The 20892-nt window shown below is 75.5% G+C and carries 17 protein-coding genes; 3 read left to right on the forward strand and 14 right to left on the reverse strand.

The features are described 5' to 3' along the window. Positions 1 to 87: 87 nt before the first annotated feature. The gene (locus CAE01nite_RS16255; RefSeq protein ID WP_146906581.1) at positions 88 to 480 is read left to right on the forward strand and encodes a spore germination protein GerW family protein; all 393 of its coding nucleotides are present in this window, start codon (positions 88 to 90) and stop codon (positions 478 to 480) included. A gap of 5 nt (positions 481 to 485) precedes the next feature. Here CAE01nite_RS16255 and CAE01nite_RS16260 read toward each other — a convergent pair whose 3' ends face one another. The 6 genes from CAE01nite_RS16260 to CAE01nite_RS16285 all read right to left on the reverse strand — a co-directional run bounded on the left by CAE01nite_RS16260 (position 486) and on the right by CAE01nite_RS16285 (position 4969). Then, complete coding sequence (locus CAE01nite_RS16260) at positions 486 to 1241, reverse strand: SseB family protein (protein ID WP_146906582.1); 756 nt, start codon at positions 1239 to 1241, stop codon at positions 486 to 488. A gap of 7 nt (positions 1242 to 1248) precedes the next feature. Beyond that, positions 1249 to 2007 (reverse strand): bifunctional 1-(5-phosphoribosyl)-5-((5-phosphoribosylamino)methylideneamino)imidazole-4-carboxamide isomerase/phosphoribosylanthranilate isomerase PriA, encoded by a 759-nt coding sequence (gene priA, locus CAE01nite_RS16265; RefSeq protein ID WP_146906583.1) that lies wholly within the window; start codon positions 2005 to 2007, stop codon positions 1249 to 1251. 53 nt (positions 2008 to 2060) lie between these two features. Beyond that, the gene (gene hisH, locus CAE01nite_RS16270; RefSeq protein WP_146906584.1) at positions 2061 to 2702 is read right to left on the reverse strand and encodes an imidazole glycerol phosphate synthase subunit HisH; all 642 of its coding nucleotides are present in this window, start codon (positions 2700 to 2702) and stop codon (positions 2061 to 2063) included. 10 nt (positions 2703 to 2712) lie between these two features. Next, positions 2713 to 3189, reverse strand: coding sequence for a hypothetical protein (locus tag CAE01nite_RS16275; RefSeq protein WP_146906585.1), 477 nt, complete (start codon positions 3187 to 3189; stop codon positions 2713 to 2715). Next, a complete protein-coding gene (hisB, locus tag CAE01nite_RS16280; RefSeq protein WP_146906701.1) occupies positions 3189 to 3770 on the reverse strand; it encodes an imidazoleglycerol-phosphate dehydratase HisB in 582 nt (193 codons plus the stop codon). Before hisB ends, CAE01nite_RS16275 begins: the two co-directional genes overlap by 1 nt. Positions 3771 to 3877: 107 nt before the next feature. Beyond that, the gene (locus tag CAE01nite_RS16285) at positions 3878 to 4969 is read right to left on the reverse strand and encodes a histidinol-phosphate transaminase (RefSeq protein WP_246131283.1); all 1092 of its coding nucleotides are present in this window, start codon (positions 4967 to 4969) and stop codon (positions 3878 to 3880) included. A gap of 154 nt (positions 4970 to 5123) precedes the next feature. Here CAE01nite_RS16285 and CAE01nite_RS16290 point away from each other — a divergent pair, with 154 nt between their 5' ends. Then, positions 5124 to 7565, forward strand: coding sequence for a RecQ family ATP-dependent DNA helicase (locus tag CAE01nite_RS16290; protein ID WP_246131284.1), 2442 nt, complete (start codon positions 5124 to 5126; stop codon positions 7563 to 7565). An 18-nt stretch (positions 7566 to 7583) separates the two neighbouring features. Here the strand turns inward: CAE01nite_RS16290 and CAE01nite_RS16295 are convergent, their stop codons facing one another. From CAE01nite_RS16295 to hisD, 4 genes are all read right to left on the reverse strand, one after another. Then, a complete protein-coding gene (locus CAE01nite_RS16295; RefSeq protein ID WP_246131299.1) occupies positions 7584 to 8537 on the reverse strand; it encodes an NAD-dependent epimerase/dehydratase family protein in 954 nt (317 codons plus the stop codon). 116 nt (positions 8538 to 8653) lie between these two features. Beyond that, positions 8654 to 11404 (reverse strand): alpha/beta fold hydrolase, encoded by a 2751-nt coding sequence (locus CAE01nite_RS16300; protein ID WP_246131285.1) that lies wholly within the window; start codon positions 11402 to 11404, stop codon positions 8654 to 8656. Positions 11405 to 11433: 29 nt separating this feature from the next. Next, complete coding sequence (locus CAE01nite_RS16305) at positions 11434 to 12456, reverse strand: 3-oxoacyl-ACP synthase III (protein WP_146906586.1); 1023 nt, start codon at positions 12454 to 12456, stop codon at positions 11434 to 11436. Between the two features lie 244 nt (positions 12457 to 12700). Further along, positions 12701 to 14023: a histidinol dehydrogenase gene (hisD, locus tag CAE01nite_RS16310; RefSeq protein WP_146906587.1), complete on the reverse strand. Its 1323-nt coding sequence runs from the start codon at positions 14021 to 14023 to the stop codon at positions 12701 to 12703. 90 nt (positions 14024 to 14113) lie between these two features. Between hisD and CAE01nite_RS16315 the strand changes: the two genes are divergently transcribed. Further along, the gene (locus CAE01nite_RS16315) at positions 14114 to 14332 is read left to right on the forward strand and encodes an RNA-binding S4 domain-containing protein (RefSeq protein ID WP_146906588.1); all 219 of its coding nucleotides are present in this window, start codon (positions 14114 to 14116) and stop codon (positions 14330 to 14332) included. A gap of 674 nt (positions 14333 to 15006) precedes the next feature. Here CAE01nite_RS16315 and CAE01nite_RS16320 read toward each other — a convergent pair. From CAE01nite_RS16320 to CAE01nite_RS18875, 4 genes are all read right to left on the reverse strand, one after another. Beyond that, on the reverse strand, positions 15007 to 15453 hold the full coding sequence (locus CAE01nite_RS16320; protein WP_146906589.1) for a pyridoxamine 5'-phosphate oxidase family protein: 447 nt from the start codon (positions 15451 to 15453) through the stop codon (positions 15007 to 15009). Next, positions 15450 to 18992, reverse strand: a complete 3543-nt coding sequence (gene dnaE, locus CAE01nite_RS16325; RefSeq protein WP_146906590.1) for a DNA polymerase III subunit alpha — start codon at positions 18990 to 18992, stop codon at positions 15450 to 15452. Before dnaE ends, CAE01nite_RS16320 begins: the two co-directional genes overlap by 4 nt. 94 nt (positions 18993 to 19086) lie before the next feature. Then, positions 19087 to 20025, reverse strand: coding sequence for an RluA family pseudouridine synthase (locus CAE01nite_RS16330; protein ID WP_146906591.1), 939 nt, complete (start codon positions 20023 to 20025; stop codon positions 19087 to 19089). Further along, positions 20018 to 20884: a signal peptidase II gene (locus CAE01nite_RS18875; RefSeq protein ID WP_222595961.1), complete on the reverse strand. Its 867-nt coding sequence runs from the start codon at positions 20882 to 20884 to the stop codon at positions 20018 to 20020. The genes CAE01nite_RS16330 and CAE01nite_RS18875 overlap by 8 nt, the downstream gene beginning before the upstream one ends. Between the last annotated feature and the right edge of the window lie 8 nt (positions 20885 to 20892).

Here is a 20892-nt window from a genome sequence, read left to right on the forward strand (position 1 = left end):
CCGCGACCACGCCCGACGGCTCGCTCGAGGACCCGGACCCGCCGCCCCACCCGCACCCCGTCGCAAGACCCGTCGCAGGAGGACACCGTGGACCGCACCGGACGCCGGACGTTCGACCCCTCGACCCTCGTCTCGTCGGCCGCGGACCTGCTCACGGTCCGGCGCGCCTTCGGCGAGGCCTACGAGCGCGACGGGGTGCGCGTCATCCCCGTCGCCCAGGTGCACGGCGGCACGGGGCTCGGGTACGGCGGTGGCGACGTGGTCGACCCGGCCGACGGCAAGGACTCCGGCGCGGGCGGCGAGGGCGGCGGTGGGGGCTTCGGCGTGCGCGTGCGCCCGGTCGGCGTCTACGTGCTGGACGACGCCGGCGTGCACTGGCGCCCCGCGCTCGACCTCAACCGGGTCGTCCTCGGCGGGCAGCTCGTGGGCATGGTCGTGGTGGTCGCGCTCGCCCGGGCGCTGCGGCGGCGCCGCCGCTGACGTGCTCAGCCCGGCCGGGCCGTGGTGAGCCGCAGCTCGATCGAGTCCACCCGCGCGGCGACCACGTCGTCGGCGGCGAGCCGGGTGTTGACCTGCGCGAGCGCCGCGTCCAGGCCGGCCCGGTCGAGCCCCGGCGCCAGCACCAGCACGACCGCGACCTCGGCGCGCCGGCCGGGCTCCGCCGTCGCGCCCGCCACCGCCGCCACCCCGGAGACGGCAGCGCGGACGGCCGCGACGACGTCGTCGTCCACGACGCCGCCGGCGACGGCGGGCCGCCACGCCTCGCCGCGCGCCATCGCCCACACGGCAGGCCGCGGCAGGACGGCGGTGACCGGGCCGCCGGGGTCCACCACGACGACCTCCCAGCCCTCGCCGACCGCGGACAGCGCCGCACGCGCCGCGTCGGTCGGCACCGGCCGGGCGTCGGGGTGCCAGGCGCGCATCGCGGCCATCGAGGTGAACACGGGCATCGCGGTGCGCCCGTCCGGGGTGCGGACCGCGACGATCCCGGCCGACGCCTCCTTGTCCACGGTGTGCTCGCGCCCGTCGTGCTCGACGACCTCGGCGGCCTCCAGCTGCGCGAGCACGGGGACGAGCACCCGGCTCGGGGCCAGGACGGTCACGACGTCCGCGAGCGCCGTGGAGCCCTCGGCGTAGCGCCGCAGGGCCGAGACGACCGCGGGGTCCGCCGACCCGTCGTCCCCGGCGAACGGCGACGACGGCGGCAGGGCACGGCCGCCCGCGGGCGTGGCGTCGGTCATGCCCCGCTCAGAACCGGCCGGGGCCGGAGCCGCCGGGGCGACCGGCGACCTCGAGCGCCTCGGGCAGGGTGAACGCGCCGGCGTAGAGCGCCTTGCCGACGATGGCGCCCTCGACGCCGGCGGGGACGAGGTCGCGCAGCGCCCGCAGGTCGTCCAGGCTCGAGATGCCGCCGGAGGCGACCACGGGCGCGTCGGTGCGCGAGCACACCTCGCGCAGCAGGTCCAGGTTGGGGCCCCGCAGCGTGCCGTCCTTGGTCACGTCGGTGACGACGTAGCGCGAGCACCCGGCGGCGTCCAGGCGCGCGAGCACCTCCCACAGGTCCCCGCCCTCCTGCGTCCAGCCACGGGCGGCCAGGGTCGTGCCCCGCACGTCCAGCCCGACGGCGATCGCGTCACCGTGCTCGGCGATGACCCGGGCGGTCCACTCGGGGTTCTCCAGGGCGGCGGTGCCCAGGTTGACGCGCGCGCACCCGGTCGCCAGGGCTCGCTCGAGGGACGCGTCGTCACGGATCCCGCCGGACATCTCCACCTGGACGTCCAGCGCCGCGACGACCGAGGCGAGCAGGTCGGCGTTGGAGCCGCGCCCGAAGGCGGCGTCCAGGTCGACCAGGTGCACCCACTCCGCCCCGCCGGCCTGCCAGTCCAGGGCCGCCGAGAGCGGGTCGCCGTACGACGTCTCGGAGCCCGCCTCCCCCTGGACGAGTCGGACGGCCTGGCCGGCGGCGACGTCGACGGCGGGCAGCAGCTCGAGCGGGGGTGTGGACATGGGTGGGTGGTCTCCTCGGGCAGACGGTCGGGCGGGCGGGGTCGGGCGGGCGCTCAGGAGCGCAGCGACCCGACCCAGTTGGCGAGCAGCTGGGCGCCGGCGTCGCCGGACTTCTCCGGGTGGAACTGGGTCGCGGACAGCGGGCCGTTCTCGACGGCGGCCACGAACGGCCCGCCGTGGTGGGACCACGTCACCAGCGGGGGCGTGAAGCGTGCGTCCCCCAGCGGCGGGAAGCTGCGCGCCGCGTAGGAGTGCACGAAGTAGAAGCGCTCGTCCTCCAGGCCGTCGAACAGGACGGTGCCGGCGGGCGCGTCCACCGTCGACCAGCCCATGTGCGGGACGACGTCGGCCTCCAGGCGGTCGACGACGCCGGGCCACTCACCCAGGCCCTCGGCCTCGACGCCGTGCTCCTCGCCCCGCTCGAACATGACCTGCATGCCGACGCAGATGCCCAGGACGGGACGCCCACCGGCCAGGCGCCGGTCGATGATCTGGCCACCGCGGACCCCGTCGAGCCCCTCCATCACGGCGGCGAAGGCACCGACCCCGGGGACCACGAGCCCGTCCGCGTCCCCGGCCGCCCGGGCGTCGGAGGTCAGCTCCACCTGGGCGCCGACCCGCTCCAGGGCGCGCACGGCGGACCGGACGTTGCCGAACCCGTAGTCGAGGACGACGACGCTCGGTGCGGGATTCACGCGAGCGAGTTTACCGGCGGTTCGCCCGTGCCGACGCGGCCAGCATCCGCAGGGCGCGGAACCGGGACAGCCCGACGCTCGAGACGGCGCCGTCCACCTCCGCCGGGGTGGTCGTCCCCAGCAGCAGGTCCTCGAGCACCTCGGGGGCGCCGCTGAGGACGAGGCCCGCGGCGAGGTCCTCACCCTGCTCGCCGTCCAGCCAGCGCGAGGCGCTCACGTGGCCGCCGGACCGCTCCAGCAGCACGACCGGCACGCCCTTGAGCAGGCGCGAGATCGCGATCGCGGCCTCTCGCGGCGCACCCCCGGTCAGGTCGCGGCACACCGCGATCGCGCCCACCGTCGAGGGCACGACGTCGACCGCGACCTTGGCCATCGCGCACGTGGCGGCGAGCGGGCCGGGCCCGGCGACCGGGGTCACGACGAGGGCGACCTGCGCCGCCGCCGGCCGACCGTCGCCCGAGGGCGGGGTGGGGGCGTCGTCGGCCACTAGAGCGCCCCCTTGGTGGACGGGATGCCCTCGACCCGCGGGTCCGGCGCGACCGCCGCGCGCAGCGCCCGGGCGAGCGCCTTGAACTGCGCCTCGACGATGTGGTGCGGGTCGCGCCCGCCCAGCACCCGCATGTGGATGCAGATGCCGGCGTGGTGCGCGATCGACTCCAGCACGTGCCGGGTCAGCGACCCGGTGAAGTGCCCGCCGATGAGGTGGTACTCCTGCCCGGCCGGCTCGCCCGAGTGCACGAGGTAGGGGCGCCCGGAGACGTCGACGACGGCCTGCGCGAGCGCCTCGTCGAGCGGCACGAGCGCGTCGCCGAACCGGCCGATGCCGGCCTTGTCCCCCAGCGCGATCCGTAGCGCCTCACCGAGGGCGATCGCGACGTCCTCGACGGTGTGGTGGGCGTCGATGTGGGTGTCGCCGGTCGCCCGGACGGTCAGGTCCAGGAGCGAGTGCTTGCCGAGCGCGGTGAGCATGTGGTCGTAGAACGGCACGCTCGTGGAGATCTCGGTGCGCCCCGTGCCGTCCAGGTCGAGCTCGACCAGGACGCTGGACTCGGACGTGGTGCGCTCGATGCGCCCGGTCCGGCGCCCGGTCGTGCGCCCGGTCGTCGGGTCGAGCGGGACGGTCGTCCCCTCGCGGGGCGGGGTCACCGAGTTCAGGGGCACGGTGGCGTCGTCGCTCATCGGGTCACCTCCAGCAGGGCGGCGCGGAACGCCGCCATCTCCTCCGGGGTCCCCACGGACACCCGCAGCCACCCCGGCGGGCCGACCTCCCGGATCAGCACGCCACGGTCCAGCAGCCCCTGCCAGACCGCGTGCCGGTCGTCGAACATGCCGAACAGCACGAAGTTGGCGTCCGACTCGGCGACCGTGAACCCGTGCGAGCGCAACCAGTCCACGGTGGAGTCCCGCTCCGCACGCAGCGACCCGACCTGGGCCATGAGCGCGACGGAGTGCTTCAGCGCGGCCCGGGCGACCGCCTGCGTGACCCCGGACAGGTGGTACGGCAGCCGCACGATGCGCAGCGCGTCGACCAGGGCGGGGGCGGCGGCGAGGTAGCCGATCCGGGCACCGGCCAGCCCGAACGCCTTGGACATGGTCCGGCTCACGGCGAGGTTGGGGTGGTCGCCCAGGATCTCCAGCGCCGACGGCGTCCCGGCGCGCCGGAACTCGCCGTAGGCCTCGTCCACGACCACGACGCAGCCTCCGTGCACGTCGCCTGCCGCGCCCAGCACGGCCTCGATCGTGCCGAGCGGCAGCGCCGTGCCGGTCGGGTTGTTGGGGCTCGCCAGCAGCACGACGCTCGGCCCGAGGTCGGTGATGGTCGCGGCGGCGGTGGCCGGGTGCAGCGTGAAGTCCGGCTCGCGCCTGCCCTGCACCCAGCCCGTGCCGGTGTCGCGGGCGTACTCGGGGTACATGGAGTACGTCGGCGCGAACGACAGGGCGGTGCGTCCCGGCCCGCCGAACGCCTGCATGACGTGCAGCATCACCTCGTTGGACCCGTTCGCGGCCCACACCTGGTCGGGGGTCAGCGCGACGCCGGACTCCTTGAGCAGGTAGGCGGCGAGGTCCTCGCGCAGGGCGAGGAAGTCGCGGTCCGGGTACCGGTTGAGACCGCGGGCCGCGGCCGCGACGTCCGCTGCGATGTCCGCGACGACGTCCTCCGCGGGCGGGTACGGGTTCTCGTTGACGTTGAGCAGCACCGGGACGTCCAGCTGGGGGGCGCCGTAGGGCTGCAGGCCCGCGAGCTCGGGACGCAGGGGAAGGGTCACGGCCCCGAGTGTAGGGATGCCCGCCCACGGCCACCCGCGCCGGACCCCCGGCCGGTCGGTGCCGGCCGGTCCGTGCCGACCGGCGGCCCGGCCACCGTCCACCGCTCGGGCGGCCGGGGACGGCGGTGTCGGAGGCCCTGCCTACCATCGACGGATGAGCCCCTCCCCGACGCCCGCCTCCCCGACGACCGACCTCGGCGGCGCCCCGGGGGACGGTGCGGCGACCGCTGGGCGGGCGGACACCCGCGACCTGCGCGCCCGCGCCGAGGCCGCGCTCGTCGCGCTCGTGGGACGGCCGGACGCGCGGCTGCGGGACGACCAGTGGGTCGCCATCGAGGCCCTCGTGGCCGACCACCGCCGGGCCCTGGTCGTGCAGCGCACCGGGTGGGGCAAGTCCGCCGTGTACTTCGTGGCGACCGCGCTGCTGCGCCAGGGCGGCGCCGGTCCGACCGTCATCGTCTCGCCGCTGCTCGCCCTCATGCGCAACCAGGTCGAGGCCGCCCAGCGGGCCGGGATCCGGGCGGAGACGATCAACTCCGCCAACGTCCAGGAGTGGGACGGCGTCCACGAGCGCGTCGCGGCCGGGGAGGTCGACGTGCTGCTGGTGTCACCGGAGCGCCTGAACAACCCGGGGTTCCGGGAGGAGGTGCTGCCGCGGCTGGGCGCGAGCGCCGGGCTGGTCGTGGTCGACGAGGCGCACTGCATCTCGGACTGGGGTCACGACTTCCGCCCCGACTACCGGCGGATCCGCACGCTGCTCGCCGACCTGCCGGCCGGCATCCCGGTGCTCGCCACCACCGCCACCGCGAACGCCCGGGTGACCGCCGACGTCGCCGAGCAGCTCGCGGTGACCTCCGACGAGCCCGCCGGCGGCGGCTCCTCGGCTGGGTCGCCCGGGTCGCCCGGCTCGCCTGCGTCCCCCGGCTCGGCCGGTGCGCCCGGTTCGCCCGCGTCCCCCGGCTCGCCCGGCTCGCCTGCGTCCCCCGGCTCGCCCGGGTCCCGGACCATCGCGCTCGCGGACGTGCTGGTGCTGCGCGGCTCGCTGGACCGGGGCAGCCTGCACCTGGCCGTGCGGGAGCTGCCGGGCACGGCGGCCCAGCTCGCCTGGCTGGCCCATCACCTGCCGACCATCGAGGGGTCCGGGATCGTCTACTGCCTCACCGTGGCCGCCGCCCAGCAGGTGACCGAGTACCTGCGCGAGGCCGGGCTCGCGGTGCGCGCGTACACCGGGCAGACCGACACCGCCGAGCGCGAGCAGTCCGAGCAGGACCTGCTCGCCAACCGGGTCAAGGCGCTGGTCGCGACGTCCGCGCTGGGGATGGGGTTCGACAAGGGCGACCTCGCGTTCGTCGTGCACCTGGGGGCTCCGGCCTCCCCGATCGCCTACTACCAGCAGGTCGGCCGCGCGGGCCGTGCCACCGCGCGCGCCGAGGTGGTGCTGCTGCCCGGACCGGAGGACCGCGCCATCTGGGACTACTTCGCCTCCATGGCGTTCCCGCCCGAGACCGAGGTTCGGGCTACGGTCGCGGCGCTGGACGACGCCGGGACGCTGTCGACCGCGGCGCTGGAGACGCGCGTGTCGCTGCGGCGCAACCGGCTCGAGCTCATGCTCAAGGTGCTCGACGTGGACGGCGCGGTGCGGCGGGTCAAGGGCGGGTGGCAGTCCACCGGCCGACCCTGGGCGTACGACGCCGAGCGCTACGCGCGCGTCACCGAGACCCGGCGTGCCGAGCAGGGCGCGATGCTCGACTACGTCCGGACCGACGGGTGCCGGATGGCGTTCCTGCGGCACGCGCTGGACGACCCCGAGCTCGCCGACGGGTGGCGGTGCGGTCGCTGCGACCGGTGCGGCGGCACGGCGGCCGGGGACGCACCGGACGAGCACGAGGTCGCCGCGGCGCGCGACCGCCTCGCGGTGCCGGGTGTGGAGGTCGAGCCGCGGCGGCAGTGGCCGTCCGGCATGGCCGGGCTCGGGCTGCGCGTATCCGGGCGGATCGCCGAGGGCGAGCGGCCCGAGACCGGGCGCGCCGTCGCCCGGATGGACGGCATCGGCTGGGGCGGCCTGCTGCGCGATTTGTTCGCCGCACCGTCCGGCGGGCCCTCCGGCGGGCCGGACGACGCATGGCCGGGCGGTGACCCGGACGACCCGGGCGACCCGGCCGACCGGTCCGACCGGGTGACGCAGGACCTGCCGGTCGCGCTGCAGCGCGCGGTGCTCGAGGTGCTGGACGCGTGGCACCCGCAGCCGGCACCGGCGGGCGTGGTGCTGGTGGAGTCGGCGAGCCGGCCCGAGCTGGTCCGGCAGCTCGCGCACGGGGTGGCCCACCACCTGGGGCTGCCCGTCGTCGGGTCGGTCCGGCCGGTCGCGGGTGTCCCGGCCGGTCGGCACGACGTCAACTCCGCCCAGCGGCTCTCGTCGGTCGCCGGGCGCCTCGAGCTCGACCTCTCCGAGCGGGCCGCCGCCGGTCTGCCCGGACGGGCGGTCCTGCTGGTCGACGACCGGACGGACTCGGGGTGGACGCTGACCGTCGCGTCGCGGCTGCTGCGGCAGGCCGGGGCGTCCGCGGTGCACCCGTTCGTGCTCGGCGTGGGCTGAGCGGGGACGGACCCCGGATCAGTCCTCGGCCCCCGGGCCGCGCAGGTGCGCCGCGAGCCGGGCGAAACCCTCGTCGAGGGTCACGGCCGGCGTCCACCGCAGCGCCTCGTGGGTGCGTCGCTGGTCGAACCAGTGCGCCGTGGACAGCTGCTCGGCGACGAACCGCGTCATCGGCGGCTCGCCCCAGGCGGGCCGGGCGGCCCAGAGCGCTTCGATCACGCCGCCGGCCCCTCGGGCGACCGCGGCCGGCACCGACCACGTCGGCACGGGCACCCCCGCGGCCCGGCACATGCCGGCCAGCAGGTCCCGGACCGGGCGCGGCTCACCGTTCGTGACGACGTACGCGTCGCCCCAGGCGTCCGGCGGCGCCTCGAGCGCGGCGACCATCGCGTCGGCCGCGTTGTCGACGTACGTGGAGTCGACCAGCGCCGCACCGCCGTCCAGCAGCGGCAGCCGCCCGCGCCGGGCCCGCGAGAGCACGCCCTCGACGAGCTGCCGGTCACCGGGCCCCCAGACCAGGTGCGGCCGGACCGCGAGCACCCGCATCTCCGGTGAGTCCTCGGCGAGGGCGAACAGCTCGGCGGCGGCCTTCGTGCGCGCGTACGGGCCGCGGGCGCGCTCGGGGTCCGCCGGACCGGCACCGTCCCCCACGATCGACGTGCCCACGTGCGCGACCGACGGCGAGGACACCATGACGAACCGGCGGACCCCGGCGGCCCGGGCGGCGGCGAGCAGCGCGCGGGTGCCGTCCACGTTCACCGCCCGGTACTCCGACTCCGGTCCGGTGACCCCAACCTTCGCCGCCAGGTGCACGACCGCGGTCCGACCCGCGACGGCGCGCTCGACGGCGCCCGCGTCGGTCAGCGACCCGCGGACGTCCTCCACACCGGGCACGCCGGCAGGCCCGCGCTGGAAGCTCCGGGTGCCGTGCCCGCGCGCCGCGACCGCCGCCGCGGTCGCCCGGCCGAGCATGCCGCTCGCCCCGGTGACCAGGACCCGCTCGGCCGTCACGTCGGTGGCCGCCTCCAGGGCCGCGTCGGCCGCTGCCCCGGCAGGCGCCGCACGCACGTGCCGCCCCGATCCGGAGGTCACGGTCGACCGATCCGGCCGCCGGTGAGCGCGCGTTCCGCCCACCGGGCCAGGCGCGTCCGCTCGACCTTGGAGTTGTGCCGGACGTCGGTCGGCAGCACGTCGACGACCAGGACGGCGGCGACGGGGACGTCCACCGCGGCCCGCACGCGCTCGGTCAGCTCGAGGTCCGCGAGGGCGGGCCGGCGCGCCGCGGGCACGGTCTCGACCACGACGACGAGCTGCTGCACGCCGCGCGGCCCGACGCCGACCGCCGCGGCGCGGCCCACACCCTCGAGCCGCTCGACCCGCCGCTCGACACCCACCGGCGTGAGCACGCCTGCCGGGGTGGTGAGCACGTGCGCGAGGCGACCCTCGACCCACAGGCGGCCCTCGGCGTCCAGGTGACCCACGTCGCCGGTCCGGTGCCAGCCGGCGTCGCGCCGCGCGGCCCGGTGGGTCAGCCAGAGCCGGTCGTAGCGCTCCATCACGTGCGGGGCGCTGACCAGGACCTCTCCGGTGACCCCAGGGGTGCCGGCGGGCGGGCCGGTGGCGGCGCCGTCGTCGTCCAGGGCACTGATCGCCAGCCGCGCACCGGCGACCGGGAGCCCGACGCAGACCCCCTCGCCCTCGCCGGCCGCACGGATCCCGGCCAGCGAGATGTCGGTGACCGGCAGCACCTCCGTCATGCCGTAGGGCGTGTGCGGCTCGGCGTTCGGCATGAGCCGCCCGGCCGCCTCGAGCAGCTCCGGTGGGACCGGCGCGCCGGCGGACAGGAACACCCGCACCCCGGTCAGCGCCGCGCGGCCGGTGTCGTCCAGGCTGCCGGCGTCCGCCACGACGCTGGTCAGCGCGGCCGGGGAGGCGAACACGACCCCGGCGTCGATCGCGGCGACGGCGTCGGCGAGCGCCGTGGCGGTCAGCGTGCGCGGGGACGTCACGTCCATGTCGGGGCTCACGCAGGTCGCGCCGATCGCGGGGCCGAGCAGCGCGAACGGGGCGAACGCCGCGACCAGGCCCGACCTCGGTCCGAGGTCGTAGGCCGCGCCGACGGCTCGGGCCATCGCGGACATCCGCGCGTGGGTGTACGCGACGCCCTTGGCGGGGCCGGTCGAGCCCGAGGTGAACAGGATCGCGGCGTCGTCGTCGGGGCCGGGCGTGGGCAGCGGGTCGGGGTCCGTCGCCCGAGCGGCTCGTCCGCGGGCGGCGAGCTCGACGAGGTCGCACTCGACCCCCAGCGCGGCCCGGGCGGCGGGTGGCAGATGCCCCGCCAGGACGCGCCGCGACGACCAGCCCAGGGCTCGCGCCGCCGCGAGCGCGCGCGGGATCCCGACGACGACGTCCGGCCGCGCGCCGCGCACGGCTCGGGACAGGCCCGGCAGCCCCAGACCGGCGTCGGCCACCACGACGACGGCTCCGAGGCGCAGGCACGCGTACATCGTCGCGGTGAGGTCGGCGCCGGGCGGGACCAGCAGGCTGACCCGGTCCCCGGGCCGCACGCCGCTCGCGTGCAGCCCGCGGGCCAGCTCGTCGACGCGGCGGGCCAGCAGCGACCAGCTGATCGACCGTGGTCCCCGGCCGGCCGGGGCCATCTCGACGAGCGCCACGCCGCCGTCGCCCGCGCGCTCCTCCAGCACGCGCCACAGCGGGCGGTACGCGGGCGCGGCCTGGTGGCCGTCACGGTCGCCGTCACGCGTGCCGTCGCGTGTGCCGTCGCGCGGCTCGCCGACCGCCGCACCGTCGGCGGCGCGGCCGGCGGGGTCGCCGGTCGACCGGTCGTCCGGCCGCTCGTCCAGCGGGCCGGCCGGCCGGTCGTCCAGCCGCTCGTCCAGCCGGTCATTCAGCCAGGCCACCACGGCCGAGGCGACGTCGGCGTCCTCGGGGAGCAGGTGCCCGGCCCCCTCGAAGCGGTGGACGTCGGCGTGCGGGAGGCGATCGAGCAGGTCGGCCAGGAACCGCTCGACGAACACCGGGTCGCGCGGCCCCCACAGCAGCAGCGTGGGCACGCGCAGGCGGCGCACCGACGCGGCGAGGTCCTCCAGCGCCGGACGGCTGGGGTGGGCGGCGTCCACCGGGATGTCGGCGACGAAGTCACCGACGGCCACGCGACGCTCCGCCGAGCGGTACGGGGCCCGGAACGCCTCGCGGACGTCCCGGGCGAGCGGCGGGTGCGCGATCGCGAGCGTCGTCTCCAGGAACGCGGGGGTCGTCACGGTGCTCGCCCCCAGGACGCCCGGCGCCATCGCCAGCCGCAGGGGCGCCGGCGTCCGCGCGTCCAGCGGCTGGTACACGGCCGTGTTCGTCAGGACGACGCCGGCCAGGAGCTCGGGGTGCGCGACCGCCCACCCGAGCGAGACCGGCCCGCCCCAGTCGTGGCCCACGGTGACGACCGCACCGGTGAGCCCGAGCGTGTCGGTCAGCGCGCCGAGGTCGGCGATGCGGTCGGCGAGCCGGTGCACGCGCCCCGTGCGGGCGGAGAACCCCATGCCGAGCTGGTCGACCGCGACCACCCGCCACCCCGCGGCGGCGCCGGCGCGCAGCAGGTCGCGCCACAGGTAGGACCACGTCGGGTTCCCGTGGACGCACAGCAGCGTGCCGCGCACGGGTCCGGCGACGTCGGCTGCGTTGTCCAGCAGGTGCCAGGTGTCGACGGCGCCGGGGCCGGCGGGCGACGTCCCGTCCCGGTCCGGGCGGGGCACCTCCACCAGGCGCGACCAGCCCGGGTCGAGGCCCGGCAGGCCGGGCGGGGGCAGCTGTGCCGGCAGCGTCACGGCGTGCGGACCAGGGGTGGGGCCCGGCGTCACCAGACGATCTCGGTCATCGCGGTGTTGAGCCCGGACCCGACCCCCATGCACAGCACGCGGTCGCCGGCCGACAGGTTGTCCGCCTCCGCCGCCAGCGTGATCGGCACCGACGCCGGACCCACGTTGCCCAGCGTCGGGAACGTCAGCGGCACGGTCCGGCGGTCGATCCCGAGCGCGTCGACGATCGCCTTGATGTGCACGGTGGACACCTGGTGCATGACGAACCGGTCGACGCCGGACCAGCCCCACTCCGCCTCGGCCTCGTGCCAGGCCTCCTGGACCAGCGCGAGCCCGCCCTCCAGCAGCCCCGTGGGGTCGGTGCTCATGCCGTCGATCCCGCCGACGCACAGCGCGTGGTGCTGCGTCGCGGCGCGGGCGACCCCGCCGAGGATCCGGTGGCCGCCGGGGTGGTCCCGCGCCGGGCCGAGCACGGCGGCCGCCGCACCGGAGCCCAGGGTCAGGGTGGCGAACTCGCGCAGGTAGTCCTCGCGGGTGGTCCCGGGCCGGTTCAGGCGCGCCAGGGTGGCCTCCTGCGTGGCCTGCGGGTCCTCGCCGTCGACGATGAGCGCGTAGCGGATCTGGCCGGAGTCGATCATCCCGGCCGCCAGCGTCAGCCCGTTGACGAACCCGAGGCAGGCGTTGGTGACGTCGAAGTTGAGCGCGGACGGCGGCAGGCCGAGCCCGTCGTGCACCTTGGACGCGACCGACGGCTCGAGGTGCGCGCGCGTCACGGACGTGTTGATCAGCAGCCCGACGTCGGCGGCGTCGACCCCCGACTCCGCCAGGGCCTTCGCGCCCGCGGCGATCGCCGCGTCGTCGAACGCCGTGCCCGCGTCCCACCAGCGTCGCTCCGTGACGCCGGCGACCCGCTGCAGCAGGCCACGCGGGAGCCGCAGCCTCCGCAACGTCCCGGCGAGCTCGTCGTCGAAGTGCGACGACGGGACGACCACCGGGGCTTCGAGCCCCGTGACCGCGAGGAGGGCGGTGCCGGAGTGGCGGAAGGTGGCGTTGCCGTTCACGTGCTGACCCGGTTTCTGCAGGGAGCTGCGGACACCGGTCCCCGTCGCCGCCCGAAGGGCAGGGCGGACGTGTCCCGGTACGGCCCTGCACCGCGGGGGCCGGGTCGGAGCCCTAGTTTTGCATCGCCCACCGCATGCGTCGTCCCGAACGACGGTGAGGATGAGCACGCCGGGGGCACCGCGGCGGACCCCACCGGGCCGTGCGGGCCCGTGCGGAAGGGCGACGCGGGGCCCGGCGGAGCTGTCAGAACCGGGCGCGGACGGCCTCTCCGTGAGCCGGCAGGTCCTCCGCGTCGGCCAGGGCGCCGATGCGGTCGGCGACCGCCTGCAGTGCGGCGAAGTCGTACTCGATGACCTGCACGGCCTTGACGAAGCTGTGCACGCCGAGCGCGCTTGCGAAGTGCGCGCAGCCCCCGGTGGGCAGGACGTGGTTGGACCCGGCCATGTAGTCGCCGAGGGAGACCGGCGAGTACGGGCCGACGAAGACGGCCCCGGCGTTGCGCACCCGGTCCGCGACCGCGGCCGCGTCGGCGGTCTGGATCTCCAGGTGCTCCGCGCCGTAGGCGTCGACCACCTGCAGACCGTGCTCCAGGTCGTCGACGAGCACGATCGCGCTCTGCCGGCCGGACAGCGCGGTGCGCACGCGCTCCTCGTGCGGGGTGGCGTCGGCGCGGTCCTCCAGCTCGGACTCGACCGCACCGGCCAGCTCGACGGAGTCCGTGACCAGCACGGCCGCAGCCAGCGGGTCGTGCTCGGCCTGGCTGATGAGGTCCGCGGCGACGTGGACCGGGTCGGCTCCCCCGTCGGCGAGCACCGCGATCTCGGTCGGCCCCGCCTCGGCGTCGATGCCGACCCGTCCGCGGACCAGCCGCTTCGCCGCCGCGACGTAGACGTTGCCGGGGCCGGTGATGACGTCCACCGGCTCGCACAGCCAGTCGCCGTCGACGGGCTCGGACCCGGCGGCGCCGTAGGCGAACATCGCCACGGCCTGCGCGCCGCCGACGGCGTAGACCTCGTCGACCCCGAGCAGCGCGCACGCGGCCAGCACGGTGGCGTTCGGCAGCCCCTTCTCGTCCCGCTGCGGCGGGGAGGCCACGGCGAGCGAGCGCACCCCCGCCTCCTGGGCCGCCACGACGTTCATCACGACGGACGACGGGTACACGGCCAGCCCGCCCGGGGCGTACAGGCCGACCCGGTCCACCGGGACCCACCGCTGGCGCACCTGGGCGCCCGGACCGAGGTCGACGGACAGGGGCGCAGGAACCTGGGCGGAGTGCACCGTCCGCACCCGGCGGATCGCCTCCTCCAGCGCGGCCCGCACGAGCGGGTCGAGGTCCTCCAGCGCGGCGGCCAGCGCGTCGGCCGGCACGCGCAGGTGCTCGGGGCGCACGCCGTCGAACCGCTCGGCGAGGTCGCGCAGCGCCGCGGCGCCGTGCACCCGCACCGCGTCCAGGACGGGCTGGACCAGGTGGGTCGCGGCGTCGACGTCCACCTCGGCGCGCGGCAGCACCGCGACGAGCTCTCGGGGGGTGAGCCTGCGCCCGCGCAGGTCGAGACGGGTGATCACCTCGCCAGTCTAGGCGTGGGCACCGCGCCGGGGCCCGGCCCGCGCCTGCCGGGTCACTGCCCGCACGACGACGCCCGGCATGATGGACGCATGAGCCAGGTCCCGATCAGCGACGACGTCATCCGCCTCGGCCAGTTCCTCAAGCTCGCCGGCCTGGCCGACTCCGGGGCGCACGCCCGCGAGCTGCTCGAGGACGGTGCGGTGACCGTGAACGGACAGGACGAGTCCCGCCGCGGTCGCCAGCTGCGCCGGGGCGACGTCGTCGTGGTCGACCACCCCGCCGGGCAGACCACCGCGACCGTCGGCTGACCCCGCCGCCGTCCACCCCACCCCGCCCGAGTGCGACGTCGCGGACCCTTCGGCGCGCGGGAACGGTCCGGGACGTCGCACTCGACGGAGCGGAGCGGGCGGAGGGCGGGAGCGGCCTTGCTCGAGTGCGACGTCGCGGACCCGTCGGCGCACGGGAACGGTCCAAAACGTCGCACTCGACGGAGCAAGTCGGATCGCGGGAGCGGCCTTGCCCGAGTGCCCCTCGCAGGCGGAGCACGGCGGAGCGCCGGAGCGGACTTGCCCGAGTGCGACGACGCGGACCCTTAGGCGCGCGCGAACGGTCTAGGACGTCGCACTCGGCGCGGCGGGGTGACCGCGGCAGCGGCCTTGCCCGAGTGCCACTCGCAGGCGGAGCAGGGCGGAGCGCCGGAGCGGACTTGCCCGAGTGCGACGTCGCGGACCCTTCGGCGCGCGGGAACGGTCTAGGACGTCGCACTCGGTGCGGCGGGGTGACCGCGGCAGCGGCCTTGCCCGAGTGCGACTCGCAGGCGGAGCAGGGCGGAGCGCGGGAGTCGCCTTGCACGAGTGCGACGTTGCGGACCCTCCTGCGCGCGGGAACGGTCCACAACGTCGCACTCGGCGTGGGCGGAGCGGCGGGAGCGCGGAAGCGGCGCCCGCGGCTGGGGGGCGGCCGGGGGCGGTGGGTAGCAGCGCTAGCGGACGGTGCCCAGCAGCTTCGTGACCTGCAGGTGCAGCACGACCCGGGTCGGCTGCTCGCCGAGCACCCGGTAGCGGTCCGCGTACCGCTCGACCGCCTCGGCGACGTCGGCCGGGTCGTCGGAGAGGGTGATCGTGCCCTCCAGGGTCAGCCACCGGCGCCCGTCGACCTGGCAGAGCGCCGCCGGCAGCGGCCCGCCGTCCGGCCCCCCGCGTGCGACCCGGCGGGCCTTGACCGACGTCGACCGGGTGGTGATCCGGGCCCGCCCGCGGGTCGCGTCCCAGGTGAACGCGACGGGCACCAGGTGCGGGCTGCCGTCGCGCCGGACGGTGCTCAGGGTGGCCAGGTGACGGTCGGTGACGAACGCGAGCTGCGCGTCGGAGAGCGTGACGACCGGCTGCCCCGACCCCGCCGGCTGCTCCCCCGTCCCGGGGACCGTCACGACGACATGAGGCAGCTGGGCCCCAGCAGCGCCTTGAGGTCGCCGAACAGCGCCGAGGACCGCTCGACCCGCAGGCTCTCCTCCAGCCGCATGACCGTGGCGCGGCCGGGGCTGGTGAGCTTGAGGTGCACCTCGGTGCGGCCGGGATGGGTCGAGAGCACCTCGCGCAGCCGCTCCACGACCGGCGTCGTGCAGCGGGCGACCGGCATCGTGACCAGGACGGGCGCGTCGGCGGCGGCGCTGACGTCCGGCAGGGACACCTCGATGGCCTGCAGCTGCATGGCCTCGTCCCGGCGCCGGACCCGGCCACGCACCACGACCACGGTGTCCTCCGCGAGCGCGGTGGAGTACGCCAGGTAGGTCTCGCCGAAGAACATGACCTCGACGGACCCCTCCATGTCCTCGACGGTGACGGCGGCCCAGGGGTTGCCCTGCTTGGACATCTTGCGCTGCAGCGACGTGATGAGCCCCGCCACGACGACGGTCGAGCCGTCCGGCCGGGCCTCGTCCGCGAGCAGGGTGGCGATCGACACGTCCGCCGCCTGGGCGAGCACGTGCTCCAGCCCGGACAGCGGGTGGTCGGACACGTACAGGCCGAGCATCTCCCGCTCGAACGCGAGGCGCTGCTTCTTGTCCCAGTCCGGCAGCTCGGGGACCTCGACGGAGAACCCGACACCGGAGGGGTCGTCGTCGCCCCCGAAGCCGGCGAACAGGTCGAACTGGCCCTCGGCCTCCTTGCGCTTGACGCCGATGACCGCGTCGACGGCCTGCTCGTGCACGAGCAGCAGGGCCCGGCGGGTGTGGCCGAGGGAGTCGAAGGCACCGGCCTTGATGAGCGACTCGATGGTCCGCTTGTTGCAGACCACGGCCGGGACCTTGTCGAGGAAGTCCGTGAACGACGTGAAGTCGCCCTTCGCCTCCCGGGTCGCCACGACGGCGTCGACCACGTTGGCCCCGACGTTGCGGACCGCGGTCAGGCCGAAGCGGATGTCGGTGCCGACGGCGGTGAAGTTCGCCGAGGACGAGTTGACGTCCGGCGGCAGCACCGTGATGCCCATGCGCCGGCACTCGTTGAGGTACAGCGCCGACTTGTCCTTGTCGTCGCGCACCGAGGTGAGCAGCGCCGCCATGTACTCGGTCGGGTAGTTCGCCTTGAGGTAGGCGGTCCAGTACGACACCACGCCGTACGCGGCCGAGTGCGCCTTGTTGAAGGCGTAGTCGGAGAACGGCAGGAGGATGTCCCACAGGGTCTGCACGGCGGCCATGGAGAAGCCGCGCTCCCGCATGCCGGCGGAGAAGCCCTCGAACTGCTTGTCCAGCTCGGACTTCTTCTTCTTGCCCATCGCGCGGCGCAGCAGGTCGGCCTGGCCCAGGGAGTACCCGGCGACCTTCTGCGCGATGGCCATCACCTGCTCCTGGTACACGATCAGGCCGTGCGTGGTGCCGAGGATCTCCTCCAGCGGCTGCTCGAGCTCGGCGTGGATCGGGTCCTTGGGCTGCAGGCCGTTCTTGCGCAGCGCGTAGTTCGTGTGGGAGTTCGCCCCCATGGGACCGGGGCGGTACAGCGCGCCGACGGCGGAGATGTCCTCGAAGTTGTCCGGGCGCATGAGCTTGAGCAGCGACCGCATGCCGCCGCCGTCGAGCTGGAACACGCCCAGGGTGTCGCCCCTGCCGAGCAGCTCGTACGTCGCCGGGTCGTCCAGCGGCAGGGACTCGACCTCGATGCGCTCCTTGCCGTTCATGACGATGTTCGCCAGGGCGTCGTCGAGGATCGTGAGGTTGCGCAGCCCGAGGAAGTCCATCTTGATCAGGCCGAGGCCCTCGCAGGTGGGGTAGTCGAACTGCGTGATGATCGCGCCGTCCTGCTCGCGGCGCATGATCGGCACGATGTCGATGAGGGGCTCGCTGGACATGATGACGCCGGCGGCGTGCACGCCCCACTGGCGCTTGAGGTTCTCCAGCCCGCGGGCCGTCTCGACCACGCGCTGGGCGTCGGGGTCGGCGGCGACGACCTGCCGGAACTCCTCGGCCTCGTGGTAGCGCTTGTCGGCCGGGTCGAAGATCCCCGACAGGCTGATGTCCTTGCCCATGATGGACGGCGGCATCACCTTGGTGAGCTTCTCCCCCATCGCGAACGGGTAGCCGAGCACGCGCGAGGAGTCCTTGAGGGCCTGCTTGGCCTTGATCGTGCCGTAGGTGACGATCTGGGCGACCCGGTCCTCGCCGTACTTGTCCGTCACGTAGCGGATGACCTCGCCGCGGCGACGCTCGTCGAAGTCGACGTCGAAGTCGGGCATGGAGACGCGGTCGGGGTTGAGGAACCGCTCGAAGATCAGCCCGTGCTGCAGCGGGTCGAGGTCGGTGATGCGCATGGCGTAGGCAGCCATCGACCCGGCGCCGGACCCACGGCCCGGCCCGACCCGGATGCCGTTGTCCTTGGCCCAGTTGATGAAGTCGGCGACGACGAGGAAGTACCCCGGGAAGCCCATCTGCGTGATGACGCCGGTCTCGTACTCGGCCTGCTTGCGCACGTCGTCCGGGATGCCGCCGGGGTACCGGACGTGCAGCCCCTTCTCGACCTCCTTGACGAACCAGGAGGTCTCGTCCTCGCCCTGCGGGGTCGGGTAGCGCGGCATGTAGTTGGCGGCGGTGTTGAACTCCACCTCGCACTGCTCGGCGATGCGCAGGGTGTTGTCGCAGGCCTCCGGGTGCTCGGCCCAGGTCCGGCGCATCTCCGCCGCGGACTTCAGGTAGAAGTCCTCCGCGTCGAACTTGAACCGCTTGGGGTCGGCGAGCGTCGACCCGGACTGCACGCACAGCAGCACCTCGTGCGCCTGGTGGTCGTCCTTGGTCGTGTAGTGCAGGTCGTTCGTGGCCACGAGCGGGGCGTCGATCGCCTCGGCCAGCCGCAGCAGGTCCTTGGTGACCCGGGTCTCGATGTCCAGGCCGTGGTCCATCAGCTCGACGTAGAAGAAGTCCTTGCCGAAGATGTCCTGGTACTCCCCGGCGGCGCGCACGGCCTCGTCGAACTGGCCGAGCCGCAGCCGGGTCTGCACCTCGCCCGACGGGCACCCGGTGGTCGCGATGAGCCCCTGCCCGTACGTCTGCAGCAGCTCGCGGTCCATGCGGGGCTTGTAGAAGTGCCCCTCGAGCGAGGCCAGCGACGCCATCCGGAACAGGTTGTGCATGCCCTGGGTGTTCCGCGCCCACATCGTCATGTGGGTGTACGCCCCACCACCGGAGACGTCGTCGGACGCCTGGTGCGACTCGCCCCACTTCACGCGGGTGCGGTCGTGCCGGCTGGTGCCCGGCGTCAGGTAGGCCTCGACGCCGATGATCGGCTTGATGCCGTGGGCCTTGGCCTTGGACCAGAAGTCGTAGGCGCCGAACACGAACCCGTGGTCGGTCGTGGCCATCGCCGTCTGGCCCAGCCGCTGCGCCTCGCCGAACAGGTCGTTGAGGCGGGCGGCGCCGTCCAGCATCGAGTACTCGGTGTGCACGTGCAGGTGCACGAAGTCCGTCGACGTGGCTGGGGGCATGGCGCCGATTCTAGGCGGCGGGACCGACACGTCCGGGCCACCGGAGGGCGTGCCGCGACGTCCCGTGCGTGTGCCGTGCGACTCGTCGGACGGGTCAGCGGTAGCCGTCGCGGAGCACCTCGAGCGCCGCCGCGAGGTCGGCCGGGTACTCGCTGGTGACCTCCAGCCACCGCCCGGTGCCCGGGTGCTCGAACCCGAGCCGGACGGCGTGCAGCCACTGCCGCTCCAACCGCGTGCGGGCGGCCAGCGACGGGTCCGCCCCGTAGGTCAGGTCCCCGACGCACGGATGGCGCAGCGCGGCGAAGTGCACCCGGATCTGGTGGGTCCGCCCGGTCTCCAGGTGCACCTCGACCAGCGACGCGGCGGGCAGCATCTCGAGGACCTCGTAGTGCGTCACCGACGGCTTGCCGTCGGCGACGACCGCGAACCGGTAGTCCGCGCTCGGGTGCCGCCCGATCGGCGCGTCGATCGTGCCGGTGGTCGGCTCGGGGTGGCCCTGGACGAGCGCGTGGTAGACCTTCTCGACCGTGCGCTCCTTGAAGGCGCGCTTGAGCACCGTGTAGGCGTGCTCGCTCTTGGCCACGACCATGAGCCCGGACGTGCCGACGTCGAGCCGGTGGACGACGCCCTGGCGCTCGGCCGCGCCCGACGTCGAGATCCGGTAGCCCGCCGCCGTCAGCGCCCCGACCACGGTCGGTCCGGTCCAGCCGGGCGAGGGGTGCGCGGCCACGCCGACCGGCTTGTCGACGACGACGACGTCCTCGTCGTCGTGCACGATCCGCATCCCGGGGACAGGCTCCGGGGCGACCTCCGCCGCCACGGACGACGGAGCCTCGGGCAGCTCCACCTCCAGCCACGCGCCGGGCAGCAGCCGGTCGGACTTGCCGACCGTCCTGCCGTCCAGCCGGACGCCGCCGGCCGCGGCCAGCTCGGCCGCCCGGGTGCGGGACAGCCCCAGCAGCCGCGAGATCGCCGCGTCGACGCGCTCACCGGCGAGCCCGTCCGGCACGGGCATCGCGCGGGTCTCAGCCACGCGCGTCGTCCCGGGCGCCGCCGTGCGTGGGGTCGTGCGCGGCCTCGTCACGGGCGCCGGGCTGCGAGGCACTGCCCGCGACGTCGTCCCCGGCGCCGGCGTGCGCGGGGTCGTGCGGCTCGTCGCGCAGCACGGGCCCGGCGGTGTCGTCCGGGTCGGCCGAGGCGTCGCGGCGGGAGTCGGCCTCGCGGGACCCGTCCAGCCCGATGCCGCGGGCCGCGAGCACCACGATGAGCCCCGCGGCGCCGACGATCGCGATGTCCGCCACGTTGCCCACGAACAGCTGCCCGTAGGCGATGAAGTCGACCACGTGCCCGCGCGCCGGCCCCGGCTCGCGGAAGAAGCGGTCCACGAGGTTGCCGATGGCCCCGCCCAGCAGCAGGCCGAGCGCGACCGCCCACCCCCGCGAGCCGATGCGGCGCGACGCGCGCACGACCACGGCGACGACGACGACCGCGATGACGGTCAGCACCCACGTCATGCCGGTGGCGATCGACAGCGCGGCACCCGGGTTGTAGATCAGGCTCAGGCCGAGCAGGTCGCCGACGACCGCGGTGCGCCGGCCGGGCTCGAGGGCCGACACGGCCCACGCCTTGGTGACCTGGTCCACCGCGAGCACGCCGAGGGTCAGCGCCGTCAGGACGGTCAGCAGCCGGCGCCGCCGGGCCGGGGACACGGTGCGCGCCACCGAGGGGGCGGTGCCTGCGGGCAGGCCGCCCAGCGGTGCCGGGTGGCTCTGCGGTGCCGGGTGGCCGTGCGGTGCCGGGTGGCCGTGCGGTGCCGGGTCGCTGTGCGGTGCCGGGTCGCGGAGCTCGGGCTCGGCGGCGTGCGCGGGGACGGAGTCAGGCGTGGTGGACATCGCGGACG

It is taken from the genome of Cellulomonas aerilata (genome assembly GCF_007991755.1).
Taxonomy (GTDB): domain Bacteria; phylum Actinomycetota; class Actinomycetes; order Actinomycetales; family Cellulomonadaceae; genus Pengzhenrongella; species Pengzhenrongella aerilata.